Raw genomic sequence first — 20,534 nt, 5'->3', positions numbered from 1 at the left:
ACGTTCCCGGCTGGGTCATGATCACGGTCATGAGTGCGGGGTTGGTGGCGATCCTGACGGCGGCCGCCGGCCCTCAACTACGTCAGATGATGACCCAGGCGCTGTCGGCGGTCGGAGGCTGACCCGTGCGTAACGCTTCCGTGGCCCGTCGCGAGCGTGGCTCGGCGGTGGTCGACTTCGTGCTGATCATGGTTTTGCTGGTGCCGCTCGTGCTGGGGGTCGCGCAGGTCGCGCTTGTCCTGCACGTCCGCAACACCGCATCCGCCGCGGCCTCGGAGGGCGCGCGTGCCGCGGCTCCTCTGGGCGCCACGCCAGCAGATGGTGCGGCGCGAGCGAAGCGACTGATCAGCGAGGCCTTGGCTGACCGCTATGCCGACGACGTGACGGCAACGAGCGCCGTGGTGGGCGGTGTCCCTGGGATCGAGATCGTGGTCAGGGCTCGGGTGCCGGCCTTGGGCCTGTTCGGTCCCGCCGTACCGGTGACGGTCCAAGGTCACGCCGTGCGTCAGGTTGAGCCGTGAAGAATGAGGCCGATGGAACTGCGACGATCGAATTCATCTGGCTCTCGCTGCTCCTGCTGGTGCCGTTTCTCTACGTCTTGGTTGCGGTGTTCGACACCCAACGCGCGTCGTACGGCGTATCGACCGCGAGTCGGTCGGCAGCGAGGGCGTTCCTGCAGGCTCCGGATGTTGCCACGGGGGAACGGCGCGCACAGCTCACCGCCCGGATTGCTATGGATGACCAGGGACTTTCCGGCGCGAGCGTGCAGATCAGCTGTCTGCCCACACCGCACGACTGCCTCCGGCCGGGCTCATCGGTGCTGGTTGTCGTACAGACCATCCAGCCACTCCCGCTGACGCCTAGCTCCCTAGGATCACAGCTGGGCGGCATCGCGGTCGACAGCACCCACATCGAGCCGTACGGCACCTTCCGGGCTGAACGATGAGGCGCGACGACGGTCAGATCACTGTCATGACGATCGGGTTCTTCATGTTTCTCGGCCTGCTCGCGGTGGTCGTGATCAACGTGTCGGCCGCATTCCTGCAGCGCCAGCAGCTGGACAACGTGGCAGACGGAGCGGCGCTCGTGGCGGCGGATGGCTTGAGTCGCGAGGCGTTCTACCGTCATGGTGAGATCAGGCTCGCCGACTCCGAAGCGCGTCAGTTGGTCGGGCGGTACGTGACCGGTGCTGGCATCCGGGTCGTGGCAGTCAGCACCCGCCGTGACCGGGTGCACGTGCGCCTCGAACGCACCGTTGGCCTGGCCCTGACGCCGCCGGGCTGGACCTCGCGGACCACCATCGTCGCCGAGGCGACGTCACAGCTCCGGATCGCCGACTGACCGTGGCTCACGTGGCCAGAGCGGCGCGCAGACGGGAGGCATATGACTCGGCCTCGCCATCGGCATATTTCGTGCGGGGCCAGAAGAAGCCCCGCAGACCGTCGCCCTTGGTGCGCGGCACGACGTGCACGTGCAGGTGGGCGACGCTCTGCGAAACCACGTTGTTCATCGCGACAAACGTGCCCTGGGCGTCCAGGCCCTCGGTGATGGCGTCCGCGACGCGTTGCGTGGCCGAGAACAGCGGCGCGAGCTGCTCCTTGGGCAGGTCGGGAAGCGTCACGACGTGCTGTCGGGGGACCAGCAGGGTGTGGCCCTTGAACAGCGGTCGCACATCGAGGAATCCGACCACCTCGTCGGTCTGGAGAATCAGGGACGCCGGTACCGTTCCGGCGACGATTCCGCAGAACAGGCACTCCTCGCTCATGGATGGATCCCATCACACTTGGGCTTAAGGTGGGCGCATGGCTGATTCAGAAGGCAACGACCAGAAGTCCGACATGAAGGCCAAGTTCCGTGAGGCGCTGGCGAAGAAGAAGAACCAGCACCATGCGACCGCCGAGGGTGCCGAGCACGATGGCAGCGACAAGTCCCACGGTGCCAACGGCCCGACGCAGGCCCCGGAGTTCCGCCGCAAGAGCATCTGAGGTTCCCCTGTAACCTCGACGGGTGGCAACACCGGACTTCACAGAGCAGACCAAGGCCCTCGACGCGACGCTGACCTCGATCGAGAAGGTCCTCGATCTCAACGCGATTCGCAAGGAGATCGACGACCTGCAGGAGCAGGTCGGTGCACCCGATCTCTGGGACGACCAGACCAACGCGCAGCGCGTCACCGGGCGACTGTCCGTCCTGCAGGCCGAGGTCGAACGCGTGACCGGGTTGCGCGAGCGACTCGGCGACATCGAGATCATGCACGAGATGGCGCTCGAGGAGGGTGACTCCGAGGCCGCCGTGGAGGTGCAGCGCGAGCTCGTCCGCGTCCAGAAGGCCATCGACAGCCTCGAGATCCGCACCTTGCTGTCGGGGGAGTACGACGAGCGTGACGCACTGGTGTCGATCCGCTCGGGCGCCGGTGGCGTCGACGCCGCTGACTTCGCGCTGATGCTGCAGCGCATGTACATCCGTTGGGCCGAGCGCCACGGCTACTCCGTCGAGGTCTACGACACGTCGTACGCCGAAGAAGCCGGGATCAAGTCCACGACGTTCGCGGTCAAGGCACCGTACGCCTACGGCACGCTGTCGGTCGAGGCCGGAACCCACCGCCTGGTCCGTATCTCCCCATTCGACAACCAGGGCCGGCGGCAGACATCGTTCGCAGCGGTCGAGGTCGTGCCGGTGCTCGAGGAGACCGACGAGATCGACCTGCCCGAGGAGGATGTCCGGGTCGACGTCTTCCGGTCGTCCGGACCAGGCGGCCAGAGTGTCAACACGACCGACTCCGCGGTACGCCTGACCCACATCCCCACGGGGACAGTCGTGAGCTGCCAGAACGAGAAGAGCCAGCTGCAGAACAAGGCCAGTGCGATGGTGATTCTCAAGGCCAAGCTGCTGGCGCTCAAGAAGGCCGAGGAGCGAGCGCATCTCGACGAGCTCCGCGGTGACGTGCAGGCCTCGTGGGGCGACCAGATGCGCAACTACGTCCTCAACCCGTACCAGATGGTCAAGGACCTGCGGACCGAGTTCGAGACCGGAAACACCCAGGGCGTGCTCGACGGCGAGATCGACGACTTCGTCGAGGCCGGGATCCGCTGGCGGCGCGAACAGGGCGTCTAGTCCTCCGAGTCCTCGGCGGACTGGTGCTCGTCAACACGCCGTCTGATCCGGCCCATCCCGGGGATCTTCACGAGCATCTCGTTGAGCTCATGGGCCGTGTCGAGCAGGTCGTGGATGTCGGGCGCCACGGTTCCCATGGTTTCGATGATCGGGAGGATGTCTTCGGTCAGCTTGTCGACGAGCATCGGCATGTGGTCGACCAGGCGGACGACGGCTGCGACCTCCTCGGGGCTCGTGGACCTCACGAGGCGCTCAAGGATCGGCTGGAGCTCGTCGATGACCGGAGCAAAGGAGTCGAGGAGGCCTTGCGCGCGGTCGACAGTCGGATCGAGGCTGCCGAGGGTGCCGGCGGCCCGGACGATCAACGCGTTCGCCTTGGTCACCGTGACGTCGGTCCGCTCGATCACGGCATCGGCGGACTCGCGGGTTGCATCGATCCGATCGAGTAGCCCGTCCACCCGGGCCAGAGTGCGCTCGGCGATGGTCAGGAGCGCAAGCAGACGTGGCAGGACCGATGTCATCTCGTCCACTAGTCCCAGGGCGGCGCGGGGATCGGGCAGGGAAAGGCGCATTTGTTCACGCTAGCCGCAGCGCCTCCAATTTGCCCGTGAGCAGGTCTCACACCACGTGCCCCAGCGGTCTGCAGGGGCGAGCCTTCCCCGGGCAGTGGACCGACCTGCCTAGACTCGACGGGTGATTCGATTCGACAAGGTCACCAAGACCTATCCCGGCCAGAAGCGTGCTGCGCTCGACGCCGTCGACCTGGAGATCGAGAAGGGCGAGTTCGTCTTCCTCGTTGGCTCATCCGGTTCGGGCAAGTCGACCTTCCTCCGGCTGATCCTGCGCGAGGCCCGCCCGACCAGCGGTCGCGTCTATGTCGCGGGCAAGGAGATCAACAAGCTCTCCGGCTGGAAGGTCCCCAAGCTGCGCCGTCAGGTCGGAACCGTCTTCCAGGACTTCCGGCTGCTCCCGAACAAGACCGTGACGGAGAACGTCGCGTTCGCGCTGCAGGTCATCGGCAAGCCACGCAGCGAGATCAACAAGCTCGTGCCCGAGACCCTCGAGATGGTGGGGCTGGACGGCAAGGGCCACCGCATGCCCGACGAGCTCTCCGGTGGCGAGCAGCAGCGAGTGGCCGTCGCCCGTGCTTTCGTCAACCGGCCGATGATCCTCATCGCCGACGAGCCGACCGGCAACCTCGACCCCAACACCAGTGTCGGCATCATGAAGCTGCTCGACCAGATCAATCGCACCGACACCACCGTGGTCATGGCGACGCACGACTCGTCGATCGTCGACCAGATGCGCAAGCGCGTCATCGAGCTCGACAACGGGCTCATCATCCGTGACGAAGCCCGCGGCATCTACGGCTACCAGAACTAGGAGGCGCGATGCGAAGCACCTTGAGCGAGCTGGGCCAGAGCCTGTCGCGCAACAAGTCCATGACGATCTCGTTGGTCGTCACCATGACGGTCTCGCTGCTGCTGGCCGCGCTCGGCCTGCTGATCCAGAGCCAGGCGGACCGAACCGAGAAGTACTTCGGCGACAAGCTTCAGCTGCAGGTCAACCTGTGCACCAAGAACTCGCCGAGCCAGAACTGCATCGGTGGCGTTGCGACCGACGATCAGAAGGCGGCAGTCCAGGACGCGATCCGGGCCAATCCCGAGGTCAAGTCGTACGAGGTCCGCACCCCGGCTGACAACTTCAGTCGCGCGCGGGCACTGCTGGGACAGTCCGAGACCGGCCGCAAGGCGCTGGAGACTCTCGGGCCCGACTCGTTCCCCGAGTCGTACTTCGTGACGCTCAAGGACGCCAACAAGTTCGACGGCGTGGTCAGCCAGGTGTCCGGCATGGACGGAGTCGGCAACGTCAACTCACTCAAGAAGCTCCTGGGGCCGCTGTTCAGCGCGCTCAGCAAGATGCAGTACGCGGCGATCGCCACCTCGTTGCTGCTGATCTTCGCGGCGATCCTGCAGGTGTCGAACACCATCCGCATGACCGCGTACGCCCGACGGCGGGAGATCGGCATCATGCGACTCGTGGGCGCATCGAGCTGGCACATCCAGCTGCCATTCGTCCTGGAGTCGCTGATTGCTGCCCTGATCTCGGCGGCGCTCGCTGCGGCCGGCCTCGCGGCCTTCACCTACTTCGTGGTCTACGGCTACCTGCGTGACACCTTGGGGCAGATCACGACGTGGGTCGGTTGGCACGAGGCTTTCGTGGTGGCAGGACTCACGACGGTGCTCGCACTGGTGCTCGCGCTGGTCCCGACACTCGTGATGACCCGTAAATACCTTGACGTATGAGGCTCGTACCTTAAAGTGGAGGTTGACACTTCACGATCGACAGTCCTCAGCTCCGTGAGGAAACTTCCCCCAAAGTCGAGGTCATGTTCTCCATCTCTCGCAAGGCGCTGACGGCAGCGCTGCTCGCGACCGCTCTTGTCGCCACCCTTTCAGCACCGTCCTTCGCGGACAAGAAGGGCGATCTGGAGAGACAGAAGCGGGGTGTCAGCGGGCAGATCGGCGGCGCCAAGGAGGATCTCGATCACTCCAGCGAGAAGTACGCGACCGCCGTCTCGGTTCTCAAGGCCGCGCAGAAGAAGTTGGCCGGCGCGGAGGCCAAGCTCGGCCAGACCCGGGGAGCCCTCGCGGTGGCACAGGCGCTGGACGAGCAGATGCAGGCCAAGCTCGCGGCCTCCGAGGCCGATCTCGCCGCCGCGATAGCCAAACTGAAGAAGGGCGCGGCGCAGCTGGCCAAGTCCGAGGGGGCGGTCGAGCAGTTCACCGTCGAGAATCTGCAGCAGGGCGATCGGGGCATGCGCGCATTCAGTGGACTGCTGCGCGGCGACGACCCGACGACATTCACCGAGGAGATGAACCTCAACGACTCCGTCAGTGACGCACAAGTCGCGACGATGCAGAACCTTGCGGCGACGAAGGTCATTCTCAAGCTGGATCGCCGAAAGGTCAGAGCGCTGCGCGACAGGGTCGCGGAGCAGCGCCGCCAGGCTGCGGCCAACCTGGTCAGCAAGCAAAATCTCGAGGCGTCGGCGGAGCGCCAGGCGGCGGTCGTCGGCGACCTCGTCGCGACACGTGAGAAGGCCCGCGGTTCAGCCGCGGTGGAGCGCAGGAAGGACGAAGTCGAGTACCGCAAGCTGGTCCGCGAACGTGAGTCCCTCAGCGCCAAGCTCCGCGCCCTCGCGGCCCAGGAGCTCGCCAGGAAGCGCAAGCGTGGCGGCGGAGGCAGCAGCTCCGGCGGCGACGGCGGCGGGACGTTGTCCTATCCGGTCAATGGGCCCATCACCTCGAGCTACGGCATGCGTGTGCACCCCGTGACGGGTGTCTACAAACTGCACGACGGCACCGACTTCGGCGTTGGCTGCGGCACCCCGGTTCGGGCCGCCGCGAGCGGCACGATCATTCAGCAGTACTACAACGGCGGCTACGGAAACCGGATCATCCTCGCCAACGGCATCAAGCGCGGCAAGAGCGTTGTCACGACCTACAACCACCTGTCCGGCTTCGCCCGCGGCACGGGGTCACGGGTCTCGCGTGGACAGGTCATCGGCTACGTCGGCTCGACGGGCTACTCGACTGGCTGCCACCTGCACTTCATGGTCATCACCAACGGCTACACCGTGAACCCAGCGGGCTGGCTGTAACCTTTCCGGGTGGCCAAGGAAACCGGGCGCAAGCTTGTTGCGCAGAACAAGAAGGCGCGCCACGACTATCACATCGAGGACACCTTTGAGGCCGGTCTGGTCCTCACAGGCACCGAGGTGAAGTCGTTGCGTGCTGGTCGCGCATCCCTGGTCGACGGGTTCGGCGAGATCGAGCGGGGCGAAGCCTGGCTGCTGCACGTCCACATCCCGGAATACACGCAGGGCACGTGGACGAATCACGAGACTCGCCGACGGCGCAAGATGTTGCTCAACCGCCAGGAGATCGACCGGATCGAGCGGCGCACGAGCGAGAAGGGGCTGACGATCATCCCGCTCTCGCTGTACTTCAAGGACGGCAGGGCCAAGGTCGAGATCGCCCTCGCGAAGGGCAAGAAGACCTACGACAAGCGACACGCGATCGCCGAGCGCGACGCAACCCGCGAGGCCGAGCGCGACCTCGGACGCCGACTCAAAGGAATGTAGGCGTGGCGCTGGAGGACGGAGACCTGCCTGCCGTGCTTCACGCGCTCGGGCTTCCCGGACTCATCGACGTCCACACCCATTTCATGCCGCCGGCGATCCTCGCCAAGGTGTGGGCCTACTTCGATTCCGCCGGACCACTGCTCGGACGCGCCTGGCCGATCAGATATCGCGGCAGCGATGACGAACGGGTCGAGCAGCTGCGCGCCATGGGTGTGCGCAGATTCTCCGCGCTGTCCTACGCTCACCGACCGGGCATCGCGACGTTCATGAATGACTGGACGGCAGAGTTCGCCGATCGGGTGCCCGACTCACTGCGTTCGGCCACGTTCTACCCCGAGCCGGAGGCCGCCACGTATGTGCCCGAGCTCATCGCTGACGGCGTCGAGGTCTTCAAGGTGCACGTCCAGGTCGGTAACTTTGCGCCCAACGACCCCTTGCTGGATCCCGTCTGGGAGGCGCTGGCCGCGAGCGGCACGCCGATCGTCCTGCACGCCGGCTCCGGGCCAACCCCCGGCGATCACACGGGGCCGTCGAAGGTCGCCGACGTGCTGTCCAGACATCCCGGGCTCGCGCTGGTCATCGCCCATCTGGGAATGCCGGAGATCGCGGAGTTCCTCGACCTGGCGGAGCAGCACGAGCAGGTGCGACTCGACACCACGATGGCCTTCGTAGACTTCTGGGGACCCCCGACGCACACCGATGTCGTACCCCGCCTCCGTGACCTGCAGGACAAGATCCTGTTCGGCACCGATTTTCCCAACATCCCGTACCCGTACGTCCACCAGGTGGAGGCGTTGCAGCGGCTGGATCTCGGGGACGACTGGATGCGGAGCGTCCTGTGGCACAACGGTTCGGAGCTGTTCGGAGTGTCGGGATGAGCGCCGGAACCATCCGGCTCGGCACACCGCAAGGGAGGTGGCTCCTGACGGCGATGATTCTCGGCTCCGGCATGGCCTTTCTCGACGGATCGGTCGTGGGTCTGGCCCTGCCGGCTATGAATGCCGACCTCGACGCGGGTGCCGCCGGGGTCCAGTGGATCGTCAACGCGTACACGCTGACGCTGGCCGCTCTGATACTCGTCGGGGGTTCGCTGGGGGACCGGCTCGGCCGACGGAAGGTGTTCGTCACCGGCGTCGTCTGGTTCGCCGCCTCGTCGCTGCTGTGTGCCCTGGCGCCCACGGTCGAGGTGCTGATCACGGCTCGGGGATTGCAGGGCATCGGGGCCGCGCTGTTGACCCCGGGGAGCCTGTCGATCATCTCGGCCTCGTTCGCACCCCAGGACAGGGGACCAGCGATCGGCGCGTGGTCCGGGTTGGCCGGCGTGACCACCGCGATCGGGCCCCTGGTCGGGGGCTGGCTCGTTGACACCACAGGATGGCGCGGGATCTTCTGGATCAATCTGCCGCTGGCTGTGATCGTCGTGTGGATCGCCGTCCGCCACGTGCCGGAGACGACGGGCGACCAGGGCAAGATCGACTACGGCGGGGCAGGCCTGACGGCGCTCAGTCTGGCCGCGCTCACGTATGGACTGGTGGAGAAGTCGTGGACCTGGGGCCTCACCGGCGCCGTCCTGATGGTCGTGTTCGTGATCCATCAAAGGCTCACCCCGCATGCGCTGGTGCCACTCAGCTTGTTCACCGATCGGGTCTTCACGGCCGCGAACATCTGCACCTTCGCGATATACGGTGCACTGGGCGCTGCCCTGTTCCTGCTGGTGCAGCAGCTGCAGTACGTCTCGGGATTCTCGCCGCTCGTCGCAGGACTGGCGACCGTGCCGCTGACGATCACCATGGTGCTGTTCGCGTCAAAGGCAGGTGCGCTCGGCTCACGGGTTGGCCCGCGTTGGCCCATGACCCTCGGCCCGCTGATCGCCGCCGCTGGCCTGCTGCTGATGCTGCGGATCGGTGCGGACGCGAGTTTCTGGACCGACGTGCTCCCGGCATCTGCTGTCTTCGGCGCTGGCATCACGATCCTGGTGGCGCCGCTGACCACGGCGGTCCTGGCAGCCGCGCCCGTGACCCAGACCGGCGTGGCCTCGGGCATCAACAATGCCGTAGCCCGCACTGCGTCGCTCCTGGCTGTTGCGGCGGTTCCCCCGATCGCTGGCATCTCGGGGCGGGACTTTGCCGACCCGGCGGTGTTCGACCCTGGATTCCGCACCGGCATGCTGATCTGCGCCGGCATGTTGGCCATCGCCTCGGCATTCGCCGCGGCGCTGATCCACGGCCCGAAGGTCAGTCCAGCGGCGGTGCAAACCGATTGAGCGGCTACGAGAAACAGCGGTCAGGAATTACGCAGGCGGATTCGTCGTTGTGAAGGAGTAGGATGAAGTTGTTGCTTCGGCAGCGATTGACAACTCAAGAGGGGCTGATCGGTTTCGACTAAGGTCGTTCGATTCAGGTGAAGCGGGTAGAGGATCCAGGGTTATCTCTTAAACGATCTCTGGAAACCAACAAGTGCCGATTCAAAGCGCACTGACTTCACCCTCGCTGCTTAAGCGATAGGTGAAGGGCTGGCCCGGGGGCGTTCCCGCTCCGGATCGCCAGTCTCATTTAGGGGACTTGCTGATCACACGGCGTCGCAGCGTGTGGTCGGGACTTTTCTGCGACTGAGCCTGTCGGCGACGCGTCCGTTCGAGTGCCGGGGCTGAGAAAAGCGACTAGACGGACTGCACCCGGAGAAGCCCTGATTCAGCGCCATAGGACCGGGGTTCGATTCCCCGCAGCTCCACACACGATGAAGACCCCCACCGGTTTCGGTTGGGGGTCTTCCTCATTGTCCGGAGGCAAAGTGGTCACGCGGGCGGGGTCTCGCCGTTGTTCGGCGTCGCGAGGATCTGGTACCAACGGATACGCCCCTCGATCGGCCCGGTGCCATAGTGGGTCAGCAGCGCCTTCGTCGCGATCGACGTGGCTTCCTCGGGCGTCATGTCGCCTTGTTGCGTGATGGCGCCGCACAACGGAGTTCCCTGACAGAAGGCCAGCGCCGCCTCCTCCGCGGTCGTACGGCTGATTCCTTCGGCGGGCTCCAGCGACAGTGTCGTGAACCCGGCAGCCTCGACATCCGCACGGATCAGGTCGGGGTCGAAGTACCCGTGCGGGGTGCGGCTCATGAAGGTCAGTGCGGGGTCGGGAACGGCGTCGAAGAGCGCCGCCTCGATGACCCCGGGAATCTCGTTGTGCTCGACGTCGTCCCACGCGTTGAACGCGAGATGCCCGCCCGGACGCAGCACGCGCCGCGCCTCGCGGTGGCCGGCGATCCGATCGGGGAAGAACATCACGCCGAACTGGCAGACCACGACGTCGAAAGAGTCGTCGGAGAATGGCAGCGCGAGGGCATCTGCCTGCTGAAACTGGACCATCGAGGGATCGCTGAACCGCTGTCGTGCCCGGTCCAGCATGGGTGGGTTGAGATCGGTGGCGGTGATCCGCGCCTCGGGCAGCCGGTCGACCAACGCCCGGGTGAGGACGCCGGTTCCGGCGGCCGTCTCCACCACGTCGTCAGGAGCGAGCGCGGCCACCGCATCGGCGAGCAGGTCGGCCGCTCCCTGGAAGATCATCGGTACCAGCAGCTGGTCGTAGAGATCTGGAATGCGTCCGATGAAGTTCGCGTCAGGGGTTGTCACGTGGCCTCCTGGTGGCATTGCGTTCGGACGCGGAGGGGGCCCGAACGGGGACGTCGCCGATGTCCCGTGCGACGAAGATACCCCTGCCATGGCGGGCTGGAAAGATCCATCTCGCGCACTCACCGAGGATCCGCACGTATCGTCGGAGTATGCCCGCCTACACCGATGCCCGGATCGAACAAGCCCTCGAGTCGCTGCCCAACTGGTCGCAGGAGGGCGAGGCGATCGTCAGGACGTACGAATTCGCCGATTTCCGCGCCGCACTGGGCTTCATCAACCGCGCGGCGGGACCGATCGAGGAGATGGACCATCACCCTGAGTGGACCAATGTCTACAACCGCGTCGACATTCGGCTGAGCAGCCACGACGTCGGTGGGGTGACGGCGCGCGACATCCAGCTTGCGACCGTCCTGGATCGGGTGGCCGATGCGGCGTCATAGGGCAGTTGACTAGGCCCAGAGGTCGGCGCCGAACTTGAACCAGATCGCCGAGGCGACCGCGACGAACCACAGGATCGCGATCAACGACGTCCAGTTGGAGACGAACCGGCTGACCGGGTTGGCGGGCAGGTAGGTACGCAGGTTGCGGGCGGTGGTCCAGACGAAGATCGGGATCATGACGCTCCAGACCACCATGCACCAGGGGCACAGCTTCTGGATCTCGTAGATGCTCTGGTACTGCAACCAGGTGACGAAGCCGATCCCGAACAGCACGCCGGCCTGCAGGCCCAGCCACACCAGGCCCGGCAGCCGCACCCGGGCAATCAGCAGCACGCCGAGAGTCGCCACGATCGCGAAAGAAGCGACTCCGATCAGCGGGTTCGGGAAGCCGAAGGCAGACGCCTGATCAGTGTTGATGACGCCGCCGCAGCTCACGAACGCATTGACGTCGCAGCTGAGCGCCTTGTCCGGGTTCTCGATGAAGTGAATCTTCTCGATGATCAGGATCGCGGCCGACAGGAGTCCGATGGCGCCGCCGACGGCGAGCAGCCAGCCGAGGCCAGGGCTTGCGTCGTTGCGCGGAGCTGCGGTGGAGTCCAGGTGATCATGCCGGGCGTCTGCGGCGGCCTGTTCAGTCATACCGGTGATCCTAGGGTCCGCCCGCAAGATCACATCAAGGGATCAGTGGTCAGCGAGGTTGCGGTGAGTTAGAGTTCCAGATACCAACGGTATCCGAAAGGTCATCATGAGTTCGAACAGCGCGGCGGCAGGACATGTGGACGTCATCATCGTGGGCGCGGGTTTGTCGGGCGTAGGAGCGGCGTACCGCCTGCAGACCGAGTGCCCTGACAAGTCGTACGCGATCCTCGAGGCGCGCGACGCGGTGGGCGGCACCTGGGACCTGTTTCGCTACCCGGGCATCCGGTCGGACTCGGACATGTACACCCTGAGCTTCCCTTACCGTCCGTGGAAGAACCCCAAGTCGATCGCGGACGGTCACGACATCCGCACCTACATCGAGGGCGCGACCGCCGACTACGGCATCGACTCGCACATTCGCTTCGGCCACCGGGTCGTGTCGGCGTCGTGGTCCAGCGACGATGCCCGATGGACCGTGACCTCGCTGGTGGACGGGACCGAGACGGTCGCGACCGCGAACTTCCTCTATCTGTGCTCGGGCTACTACAGCTACGACGCGGGCTACACCCCGGAATTTCCCGGCATCGGGTCCTTCGAGGGACAGGTCATCCACCCGCAGCAGTGGCCCACCGATCTGGACTACGCGGGCAAGAAGGTCGTCGTCGTCGGAAGCGGTGCCACCGCAGTGACCCTCGTGCCATCGATGGCCGATGACGTCGAGCACATCACGATGCTGCAGCGCTCCCCCTCGTACGTCATGGGCCTCCCGGCCACCGACAAGGTCGCCGACTTCCTGCGCAAGACGCTGCCGGATGGCCTCGCCCACCGCACCATCAGGCGGATCAACGCCGGCTTCTCGGTCGGCATGTACCAGTTCTGCCAACGCTTCCCCACGGCCTCGCGCAAGCTCCTGCTCAAGGGAGTCCGCAAGCAGCTGCCCGAGGGATATGACGTCGACACTCACTTCTCGCCGACGTACGGCCCATGGGACCAGCGTCTGTGCATCGTCCCGGACGGCGACCTGTTCCGTTCCTTGCGCCAGGGCAAGGCCTCCATCGCGACCGGGCACATCAAACAGATCACCCCTGCCGGAATCGAGCTGGAGTCCGGAGAGCACCTCGACGCGGACATCATCGTGACGGCGACGGGCCTGCAGGTCGTCACCTTCGGTCAGCTCTCGCTGGAGGTTGATGGTGCGGCGATCGATCCGCACGAGCTGTACGTCTACAAGGGAATGATGTTCAGCGGCCTGCCCAACCTCGCGTGGTGTGTCGGCTACACGAACGCCTCGTGGACGCTGCGCGCGGATCTGACGTCGCAGTACGTCTGCAAGCTCATCAACCACCTCGATGCCAAGGGATACGACTTCGGCATGCCTGATCCCAGTGGCGCAGCCGGGAGCGAACGTCCGCTGCTCGACCTCACCTCGGGCTACGTCCAGCGGGTCGCGAGCACGCTGCCCAAGCAGGGCAATTCCTCGCCGTGGACGATCCGTCAGAACTGGTTCCTCGACTCGTACGACATGCGCAGGACCGATCTGGAGCAGAGCATGGTCTTCGGAGTGCGCTCGCGGTCCTCGGTCTCGGCCTGAGACTCACGTCTGGCAGGTCGGGCACCAGAACATGTTGCGCTCGGTCGTCGGCCGATCGCCCAGCGTGCCGTGCCGTAGCCGGGTGCCGCACCGGCGGCAGCGGGCCCGCTCGCGGCGGTAGACCCAACGGTCCTCACCGTGTCGTGTGCTGCCGGTGAAGGAGCGCTCGACCCGAGACTTGTTGACGTCGAGCATGCGTTGGCCTCGGGACAGGACCCGCTGCACGTCGGCGACCTCACCCACTGGCCGGGTCGGCGCCAAGCCCATCAGGAAGAGCAGCTCGTTGACGTACTCGTTGCCGAACCCGGCGAGGTTGCGCTGATCGAGCAGCGCGAGGAAGACCGGTCGTTCGGGATCGGCGCTGACCCGAAGCACGGCTTCGTCGAGATTCCAATCCGGGCCAAGGAGGTCGGGACCGAGGTGTCCGACCGCGGATGATTCGTCCTGCCGGTCCAGCACCTCGAGGATCCCGAGCGAGTAGCCGACCGCCTGCCACTCATCGTTGTCGAGCACGGCGCGAGCGGAGTGGCCGGGTCGACGCCAGTCCGCGCCGAGCCGGTAGACGTGCCACGCGCCCTCCATCTTGAGGTGTGAGTGAATCGAGTGCCTGGGAGTCCGGATCAGCAGATGCTTGCCGCGGCTGACGACCTCGTCGATGACCTCGCCGCTGAGGTCGACGGTCGCGAATGCCGGCACGCGGAAGTCGGTGCGGGTCAGCATCCGGCCGGCCAGTGCCTCGTGCAGATGGTGCGCGGTCCGCCAGACCGTGTCTCCCTCAGGCATCGAGCCGCAGTCCTTTGATCGTCGGCTCGAACCCGGCTTCGAGCAGCGCCGCGCCGAGGGCCGTCGACGAGACTGGGCGCCCATCGGCGGTTTCGATCGAGAGTCGGCCGATCCGTCGTGCGCGGACAGTCGACGCGAGGGAGGCGGCCGCTGCGGCGAGTCGGGCCGGATCCTCGTCGAGGACGAGGACCTTCTTCCCGCCGCGCTCCAGGTAGAGGACGGCCCGACCATCGTGCAGCACGACCAATGAGCCGGCCTTGCGGGCGGGCCGGTGCCGGCTCGACTCGTCGTCCGCGCGCCGCTCCGGCCACGGGAGGGCGGCTCCGTACGGATTGGCCGGATCGGTCGCCGCGAGCGTCAGCGCGGGGCTGTCGGTCGGTCGGTCGTCGTCGCTGACGTGGCCACGCATGCGGTCTACCGTCGAGGAGGCAGCGAACTGGGCAGCGCCGAGAGTCTCGATGTAGTAGCCGCGAAGAACGGCCCCGGTCTGCTCCAGCTCGCGCAACACGCGATAGATGCCAGCAAACCCTCCAGGAGTCTGCTCGGCCATGACCGATCCCCGTGTCACGACGCCGTAGCGCCCCACGAGTGCTTCGGTGCGGGCAAGCTGGCGGCCAGTCGGATCCGCCGTGGTCTCGGCAAGCGCGAACCACCGGCCGCTGACGGTCGGCGGCCCCTGCGCCGCGACCCGGGGCGATCGCGTGCGACGCCCGTGAATGCGGGCGCGTGGCGTCGCCCGAGTTGTCCGGTGCGCGCCACCGCGACCGACCAGCGAGCGCACCGGTGCAAAGGTGTCATTGCTGACCCGGCCAGCCCAGGCGAGATCCCACATGGCCTGGGTCAACGCACCGTGGTCGTCGGTGCCGACGGCGTCGGCAAGCTGGCGGAACAAGAAGGCGCCTCCGCCGGCGAGGACGTCGATGACCGCTGACTGCAGCGCATCGGGCTCGATCTCCTGCGCCCCGGCGGCGCGCAACACCAGATCGGCGGGATGCAGCTGCACCCACCCATCGTTGCCCGGCAATGTACCGGCGCCGGACCACATGACCTCGCCGGCCGTCGTGAGCTCGTCGAGCATCGCAGGGGAGTAGTCGCGAACTCGAGCGGGGAGCACGAGCGACTCCCAGGCCGAGGCGGGCAGAGCCAACCCGGCCAGCTGGTCGATCGCCGACAGCACGCCGTCCGTCCCACGCAGGGTGCCGCCGACCCCCTGCCACGAGGGAAGGAAGCGCGCGTACGCCAACGGCTCGACCGGCTCGACCTGCTGTCGAGCGGCAGCCAGCGAACGCGAGCGGAGCCGGCGCAGCACACCGGGCTCGACCCACTCGCTGCCGGTGGTCTGTGGTCGGAACTCGCCCTCGGTCAGCCGGCCGTCGCGCGCGAGTCGGCGCAGTACCTGAGCTGCGACCGCGCTCCCGAGCCCGAATCGGGCGGCAACCTCCTCGGTGGTGAATGGCCCGTGTGTCCGGGTGTACCGCGAGATCAGGTCGGTCAACGGGTCGGCGGTGGCCTCGAGGAACGCCTCGGAGATACCGGCTGGCACGACCACCCCGAGGGCGTCGCGCAGCCGGCCGGCGTCCTCGACGACGGCCCAGCGCAGCTCGCCGGCCATCGCGATCTCGATCGCCCGGCGGGCCTCTTGAAGCTCGGTCAGCCACGTCTGCGCATGCGCCGCGCCCTCGGGTCGGAGCCGAGCCGTCACCTCGGGAGTCGTCAACGGGCCGAGCATGCGCAACATGTCGGCGACCCCCTCGATGTCCTTGGCGAGCCGATCGGGCGTGAGTCGTTGCAGCTCGAGCTCGGTGTGCTCCAGGACCTCGGGGTCGAGCAGCTCGCGGAGCTCGGCACGGCCCAGCAGCTCGGCCAGCAGGGTCGGGTCGAGGGTCAGCGCGGAGGCGCGACGCTCGGCCAATGGAGTATCGCCTTCATAGAGGAAGGCCGCGACGTAGCCGAACAGCAGAGTCTGCGCGAACGGGGAGGCACGCTCGGTCGTGACCTCGGCAATGCTGACCTCGCGCGATGCCAGCCGCTGGGTGAGCGCCATCAAGGCTGGGAGGTCGTAGACGTCCTGCAGGCACTCGCGCGCGGTCTCGAGAAGAATGGGGAATGCGGGGTACTTGCGAGCGACGTCCAAAAGCTGCGCCGAGCGCTGCCGCTGCTGCCACAACGGTGCCCGGGAACCGGGGTTGCGGCGGGGCAGGAGCAGCGCCCGTGCCGCGCACTCGCGGAAACGGGAGGCGAACAGGGCCGAACCGCCAACCTCTTCGGTGACGATCCTGTCGAGCTCGTCGCCATCGAACACGAACAGCTCGGCGCCCGGTGGCTCGGTCTCGGTGTCTGGAATGCGAGCAACGATGCCATCGTCGCTCGCGACGACCGAGCCGTCCATGCCATATCGCTCGATGATGCGTGCGCCGACCGCCAGCGCCCACGGGGCATGCACCCGCCGCCCGAACGGAGAGTGCAGCACGACCCGCCAGTCGCCGAGCTCGTCACGGAAGCGTTCGACCAGCAGGGTGCGATCGGAGGGGACCTGCCCGGTCGCTTCCCGCTGATCCCGCAGGTAGGTGCCGAGATTGTCCGACGCACGACGGTCCAGGCCCAGTGTCGACATGCGCTCGGCGAGCTCGTCTGGCGTGAGGGCAGACGCCTCACGCACGAATCCCCCAATCGCCTCACCCAGCTCGTAGGGGCGACCGATCGCATCGCCCTTCCAGAAAGGGAGCCGTGCCGGCTGCCCGAATGCGGGCGTGACAATGACCCGATCGTGGGTGATCTCCTGGATTCGCCAGCTCGTCGCACCCAGCGCGAACACGTCGTTGATGCGCGACTCGTAGACCATCTCCTCGTCGAGCTCGCCGACCTTGCGGCTGCCGGTGTCGTCGGTGCCAGCCGCGAGGTTGACCGAGAACATGCCGCGGTCGGGGATCGTGCCCCCGCTGGTCACCGCGAGGCGCTGGGCTCCGGGTCGGCCGGTGATCGTGCCGGCATCACGGTCCCAGATCAGGCGTGGACGAAGCTCGGCGAACTCGTCGGACGGATATCGACCTGAGAGAAGGTCGAGCGTCGCATCGTAGGCCGAGCGAGGCAGCGTCGCGAACGGAGCGCTGCGGCGGACCGTGTCGAACCACTCCTCGACATCGACCGATTCAAGCGCTGTGACGGCGACGGTCTGCTGCGCGAGGATGTCGAGCGGGTTGGCGGGGACGTCGAGGCGTTCGATCAGGCCGTGTTGCATCCGCGAGGTCGTGACGGCGGCACCGAGCAAATCCTGACGAGACGTCGGGAACGTGACGCCTTGCGATATCTCGCCGACCTGGTGGCCTGCTCGCCCCACTCGCTGCAGCCCGCTGGCCACCGAAGGGGGCGACGACACCTGGACGACGAGGTCGACGGCGCCCATGTCGATGCCGAGCTCGAGACTCGAGGTGGCCACGACGCACCGCAGGCGGCCGGACTTGAGCTCGTCCTCGATCAGGGCGCGCTGCTCCTTGCTGACCGATCCGTGGTGGGCCCGCGCCAGGACTGCCTCCGTGCCGGACGTCTTCGCACTCCCGCCCATGAGCTGCGCCGGCGGTCGCCGGGAGTCTGCTGGCTCCGCGGTGTCGTCGATGTGCGCCGCGTAGGCCTCGTTGAGGCGCGCCGTGAGCCGCTCAGCGACGCCACGGGAGTTGACGAAGATGATCGTCGAGCGGTGAGCGAGCACTCGATGCATCACGGCTTCTTCGACGTGCGGCCAGATGCTGCCGCGAGGCTGCTCGTCCTGCAGCGATCGGGCACCGCTGCCCTCATCTCGGCGCACCGCGGGGATCTGGGTCATGTCGTCGACCGGCACTTCGACCTCCAGTGCCAGACGGGTCGGCGAATTTGGCGCGACGACGGTGACGTTGGCAGAACCAGCCAGGAATCGTGCCACCTCGTCGTGCGGTCGGACCGTCGCGCTCAGGCCGATGCGGCGAGCGGGTTGCGGCAGCAGTGCGTCGAGCCGCTCGAGCGACAGCGCGAGGTGGGCGCCGCGCTTGGTCCCCGCGACCGCGTGGATCTCGTCGATGATCACGGTGTCGACGGTGCGCAGCGTCTCCCGAGCTGCAGAGGTCAGCATCAGGAACAGGGACTCGGGCGTCGTGATGAGGATGTCGGGCGGATGTGCCACGAGTGCACGTCGGTCGCGGGGCGTGGTGTCTCCCGAGCGCACGCCCACCGACACCTCGCGGAAATCGTCGCCGAGCCGGGCCGCCGCCCGGGTGATGCCGACCAGCGGGGACCGCAGGTTGCGCTCGACATCGACCGCGAGCGCCTTCAGGGGGGAGATGTACAGGACCCGGGTGCCGGTGGACTCACCTGCGTGCATCAGCCGGTCGATCGAGGACAGGAACGCCGCGAGGGTCTTGCCTGATCCGGTCGGGGCGACGACCAGGACGTGCTCATCGCCGGCGACGCCATCCCACGCGCCCAGCTGGGCGGGCGTCGGCGTGTCGAATGACTCCGAGAACCACTGACGAGTGGCCGGGGCGAATCTGCTCAGCGGGCCGCTCATGATTCCATCGTCGCAGCCACCACTGACATCCGCTTGCGACTGCCTGTTCGTCGCATCGAGCGGGCGATAGTCTGAATGTTCGTCGGAGGCATGGCAGGTGGGGAGCGGGAGTGTCGGACAAGAGGCTCAAGAGCCTTGCCGCGTTCGTCGCGGCCATGCTTGTCGGGGTCATCGTCATCGGTGCGCTGGTCGGTGCGAGATCGACCGCTGCAGATCTGCGATCGGCGTCCGAGCGGGCCCTGATGGCCGCAGGGCTGTCCGGCGTTGCCGTCCAGTTCCGCGGGCGAGAGGCCGAGATCAGTGGCGGCACCCCCCGCGATCTGACCACGGCGCGGGTGGTCGTCGCGACCGTTGATGGCGTCCGCCGTGTGGATGTCGTCCGGGCAGCTCCGAGACGGGCACTGCCGACACCTGTCGCGAGGCTCGACCTGGCTCGGACCGCGACCGGCGTCACGCTGCTGGGCGCCGTGCCGGATCCGGACGCGGCCGCCGGGATCAAGGTGGCCGTCGCCGAGATCTTCGCGGTTCGGGTCAAGGGAGATCTGACGATCGACCGGAATCTCGGCGCGGCCTCCTGGGTCGACCGCATCCCCGAACTGCTCGGCGAGCTCGCCGGCGTCAAGAGGCTCCGGCTCCGTGTCGACGGGTCCGGCACGATCACCGTGTCCGGCTCGATCGAGAGCGCAGCCGGTGTGGATCGGATCAGACGGCGGGTCCGGTCGACTGTCCCTGACCTGCGTCTGCTCAACCGGCTGGATGTCGTTCCGGGTGGGCTCTCCACTATCGACGCCACCGTGCTCAATGTGTCGGCACTGATCTTCTCCGGGCGGGGGTCGACCCTCAACAAGGATCACGCGCGCACACTTGACGCTGTCGCGGACGTGCTGCGCCGCAATCAACGAGTCGACCTCGTGGTCGCCAGCGACACCGGCCCGATGGACGTGATCGCGAACGCCCGACTGGGGCTCGCCAGGGCCGCAGCCGTCAAGGAGCGTCTGGTCCAGGAGGGCGTCGCCGCCGATCGAATCGACGTCAGGGTGTACGGATCCGACCCGAGATCACCGGCCGATCCGGAAGGTGCCCAGCTCCGCCGGGTCGAGTTCATCGTGAAGAGAGGTTGAGCCATGTCTCGTTACACGCTCGGTGAGATCGTTGTGTGGCTCGTGCTTGCGGCCGTGCTGGGCCTGGTCCTGGGCTGGCTTCTGCACGAGCTGTGGGGGCGCAGGCTCCACGATGCCCAGAAGGCTGCGGGAGGCTGGGTCGCTGGCTCCCCGTCGATCCACGACGACGAGCCGGGCGGTGCACCGACGGACACCTACGTGACGGTGGCGAGGGCGCCCGCGAAGAAGGCGCCCGCGAAGAAGGCGATCGCGAAGAAGGCGATCGCGAAGAAGGCGCCCGCGAAGAAGACCCCGGCCAAGAAGGCGCCCGCCAAAAAAGCCCCTGCGAAGAAGACCCCGGCCAAGAAGGCGCCGGCCAAAAAGGCACCGGCCAAGAAGGCCGCTGCGAGCGAGCCTCCGGTCGTTCCGCCGTTCGGTTCGACCGCCGCTGTCCCGCCCGAAGCGCCAGAGCTCGGAACAATCGACGACACCTGAACAGGCCGCCCGTGGCGATACAGCTTGCGGCTTCGTCGATGGTGCATGCTGGCGGCATGAAGT

The 20,534-nt window shown here is 66.9% G+C and carries 21 protein-coding genes and 1 other RNA gene; 16 read left to right on the top strand and 6 right to left on the bottom strand.

Annotated features, from left to right (window positions below; translation table 11 throughout):
* Positions 1-125 precede the first annotated feature (125 nt).
* The 3 genes from WB461_RS09170 to WB461_RS09160 are packed head-to-tail and all read left to right on the top strand — an operon-like array spanning position 126 to position 1,341.
* Positions 126-521 (top strand): TadE/TadG family type IV pilus assembly protein, encoded by a 396-nt coding sequence (locus WB461_RS09170; RefSeq protein ID WP_423852429.1) that lies wholly within the window; start codon positions 126-128, stop codon positions 519-521.
* Positions 518-946: a hypothetical protein gene (locus WB461_RS09165; protein ID WP_423852428.1), complete on the top strand. Its 429-nt coding sequence runs from the start codon at positions 518-520 to the stop codon at positions 944-946. Before WB461_RS09170 ends, WB461_RS09165 begins: the two co-directional genes overlap by 4 nt.
* Positions 943-1,341, top strand: a complete 399-nt coding sequence (locus WB461_RS09160) for a pilus assembly protein TadG-related protein (protein ID WP_423852427.1) — start codon at positions 943-945, stop codon at positions 1,339-1,341. The genes WB461_RS09165 and WB461_RS09160 overlap by 4 nt, the downstream gene beginning before the upstream one ends.
* Before the next feature lie 7 nt (positions 1,342-1,348).
* Here WB461_RS09160 and WB461_RS09155 read toward each other — a convergent pair whose 3' ends face one another.
* On the bottom strand, positions 1,349-1,765 hold the full coding sequence (locus WB461_RS09155) for an HIT family protein (protein ID WP_423852426.1): 417 nt from the start codon (positions 1,763-1,765) through the stop codon (positions 1,349-1,351).
* A gap of 37 nt (positions 1,766-1,802) precedes the next feature.
* On the opposite strand from WB461_RS09155, the gene WB461_RS09150 reads away from it, so the two are divergent.
* Both WB461_RS09150 and prfB read left to right on the top strand, forming a co-directional pair.
* Positions 1,803-1,985 (top strand): DUF5302 domain-containing protein, encoded by a 183-nt coding sequence (locus WB461_RS09150; protein WP_423852425.1) that lies wholly within the window; start codon positions 1,803-1,805, stop codon positions 1,983-1,985.
* Positions 1,986-2,007: 22 nt separating this feature from the next.
* On the top strand, positions 2,008-3,114 hold the full coding sequence (gene prfB / locus WB461_RS09145; RefSeq protein WP_423852424.1) for a peptide chain release factor 2: 1,107 nt from the start codon (positions 2,008-2,010) through the stop codon (positions 3,112-3,114).
* Here prfB and WB461_RS09140 read toward each other — a convergent pair.
* Positions 3,111-3,686 carry a hypothetical protein gene (locus tag WB461_RS09140; protein ID WP_423852423.1) on the bottom strand — a complete coding sequence of 192 codons (576 nt, stop codon included), beginning with the start codon at positions 3,684-3,686 and terminating at the stop codon, positions 3,111-3,113. The genes prfB and WB461_RS09140 overlap by 4 nt on opposite strands.
* Before the next feature lie 121 nt (positions 3,687-3,807).
* Here WB461_RS09140 and ftsE point away from each other — a divergent pair, with 121 nt between their 5' ends.
* The 7 genes from ftsE (at position 3,808) to ssrA (ending at position 9,994) form a co-directional block, all read left to right on the top strand.
* Entirely contained in the window at positions 3,808-4,497 is a 690-nt protein-coding gene (gene ftsE, locus WB461_RS09135) for a cell division ATP-binding protein FtsE (RefSeq protein WP_423852422.1), read from the top strand.
* An 8-nt stretch (positions 4,498-4,505) separates the two neighbouring features.
* Positions 4,506-5,420, top strand: a complete 915-nt coding sequence (ftsX, locus tag WB461_RS09130; protein ID WP_423852421.1) for a permease-like cell division protein FtsX — start codon at positions 4,506-4,508, stop codon at positions 5,418-5,420.
* 83 nt (positions 5,421-5,503) lie between these two features.
* Positions 5,504-6,778: a peptidoglycan DD-metalloendopeptidase family protein gene (locus WB461_RS09125; protein WP_423852420.1), complete on the top strand. Its 1,275-nt coding sequence runs from the start codon at positions 5,504-5,506 to the stop codon at positions 6,776-6,778.
* Positions 6,779-6,787: 9 nt separating this feature from the next.
* Positions 6,788-7,261: an SsrA-binding protein SmpB gene (gene smpB / locus WB461_RS09120; RefSeq protein WP_364634862.1), complete on the top strand. Its 474-nt coding sequence runs from the start codon at positions 6,788-6,790 to the stop codon at positions 7,259-7,261.
* Positions 7,262-7,263: 2 nt separating this feature from the next.
* On the top strand, positions 7,264-8,139 hold the full coding sequence (locus WB461_RS09115; protein WP_423852419.1) for an amidohydrolase family protein: 876 nt from the start codon (positions 7,264-7,266) through the stop codon (positions 8,137-8,139).
* A complete protein-coding gene (locus tag WB461_RS09110) occupies positions 8,136-9,524 on the top strand; it encodes an MFS transporter (RefSeq protein ID WP_423852418.1) in 1,389 nt (462 codons plus the stop codon). Before WB461_RS09115 ends, WB461_RS09110 begins: the two co-directional genes overlap by 4 nt.
* Positions 9,525-9,624: 100 nt before the next feature.
* Positions 9,625-9,994: a transfer-messenger RNA gene (gene ssrA, locus WB461_RS09105) on the top strand.
* Positions 9,995-10,055: 61 nt separating this feature from the next.
* Here the strand turns inward: ssrA and WB461_RS09100 are convergent.
* Positions 10,056-10,886: a class I SAM-dependent methyltransferase gene (locus WB461_RS09100; protein ID WP_423852417.1), complete on the bottom strand. Its 831-nt coding sequence runs from the start codon at positions 10,884-10,886 to the stop codon at positions 10,056-10,058.
* Positions 10,887-11,035: 149 nt separating this feature from the next.
* Here WB461_RS09100 and WB461_RS09095 point away from each other — a divergent pair, with 149 nt between their 5' ends.
* The gene (locus tag WB461_RS09095) at positions 11,036-11,326 is read left to right on the top strand and encodes a 4a-hydroxytetrahydrobiopterin dehydratase (protein WP_423852416.1); all 291 of its coding nucleotides are present in this window, start codon (positions 11,036-11,038) and stop codon (positions 11,324-11,326) included.
* 9 nt (positions 11,327-11,335) lie between these two features.
* On the opposite strand, the gene WB461_RS09090 is transcribed toward WB461_RS09095, so the two are convergent.
* Positions 11,336-11,965 carry a vitamin K epoxide reductase family protein gene (locus WB461_RS09090; protein ID WP_423852415.1) on the bottom strand — a complete coding sequence of 210 codons (630 nt, stop codon included), beginning with the start codon at positions 11,963-11,965 and terminating at the stop codon, positions 11,336-11,338.
* Between the two features lie 106 nt (positions 11,966-12,071).
* Between WB461_RS09090 and WB461_RS09085 the strand changes: the two genes are divergently transcribed.
* On the top strand, positions 12,072-13,556 hold the full coding sequence (locus WB461_RS09085) for a flavin-containing monooxygenase (protein ID WP_423852414.1): 1,485 nt from the start codon (positions 12,072-12,074) through the stop codon (positions 13,554-13,556).
* Between the two features lie 3 nt (positions 13,557-13,559).
* Here WB461_RS09085 and WB461_RS09080 read toward each other — a convergent pair whose 3' ends face one another.
* Positions 13,560-14,339: a DNA-formamidopyrimidine glycosylase family protein gene (locus WB461_RS09080; RefSeq protein WP_423852413.1), complete on the bottom strand. Its 780-nt coding sequence runs from the start codon at positions 14,337-14,339 to the stop codon at positions 13,560-13,562.
* Entirely contained in the window at positions 14,332-18,876 is a 4,545-nt protein-coding gene (locus tag WB461_RS09075; protein ID WP_423852412.1) for an ATP-dependent helicase, read from the bottom strand. Before WB461_RS09075 ends, WB461_RS09080 begins: the two co-directional genes overlap by 8 nt.
* Positions 18,877-18,986: 110 nt before the next feature.
* On the opposite strand from WB461_RS09075, the gene WB461_RS09070 reads away from it, so the two are divergent.
* Together WB461_RS09070 and WB461_RS09065 are read left to right on the top strand one after the other, a co-directional pair.
* A complete protein-coding gene (locus tag WB461_RS09070; protein WP_423852411.1) occupies positions 18,987-19,997 on the top strand; it encodes an OmpA family protein in 1,011 nt (336 codons plus the stop codon).
* A 3-nt stretch (positions 19,998-20,000) separates the two neighbouring features.
* On the top strand, positions 20,001-20,471 hold the full coding sequence (locus tag WB461_RS09065) for a histone H1-like repetitive region-containing protein (RefSeq protein WP_423852410.1): 471 nt from the start codon (positions 20,001-20,003) through the stop codon (positions 20,469-20,471).
* Positions 20,472-20,534: the final 63 nt, after the last annotated feature.

Origin of the sequence: Aeromicrobium sp. (assembly GCF_049587115.1) — a bacterium.
In the GTDB taxonomy this organism is placed as follows: Bacteria; Actinomycetota; Actinomycetes; order Propionibacteriales; family Nocardioidaceae; genus Aeromicrobium.
This window is presented reverse-complemented; position numbering and strand designations above follow the sequence as displayed.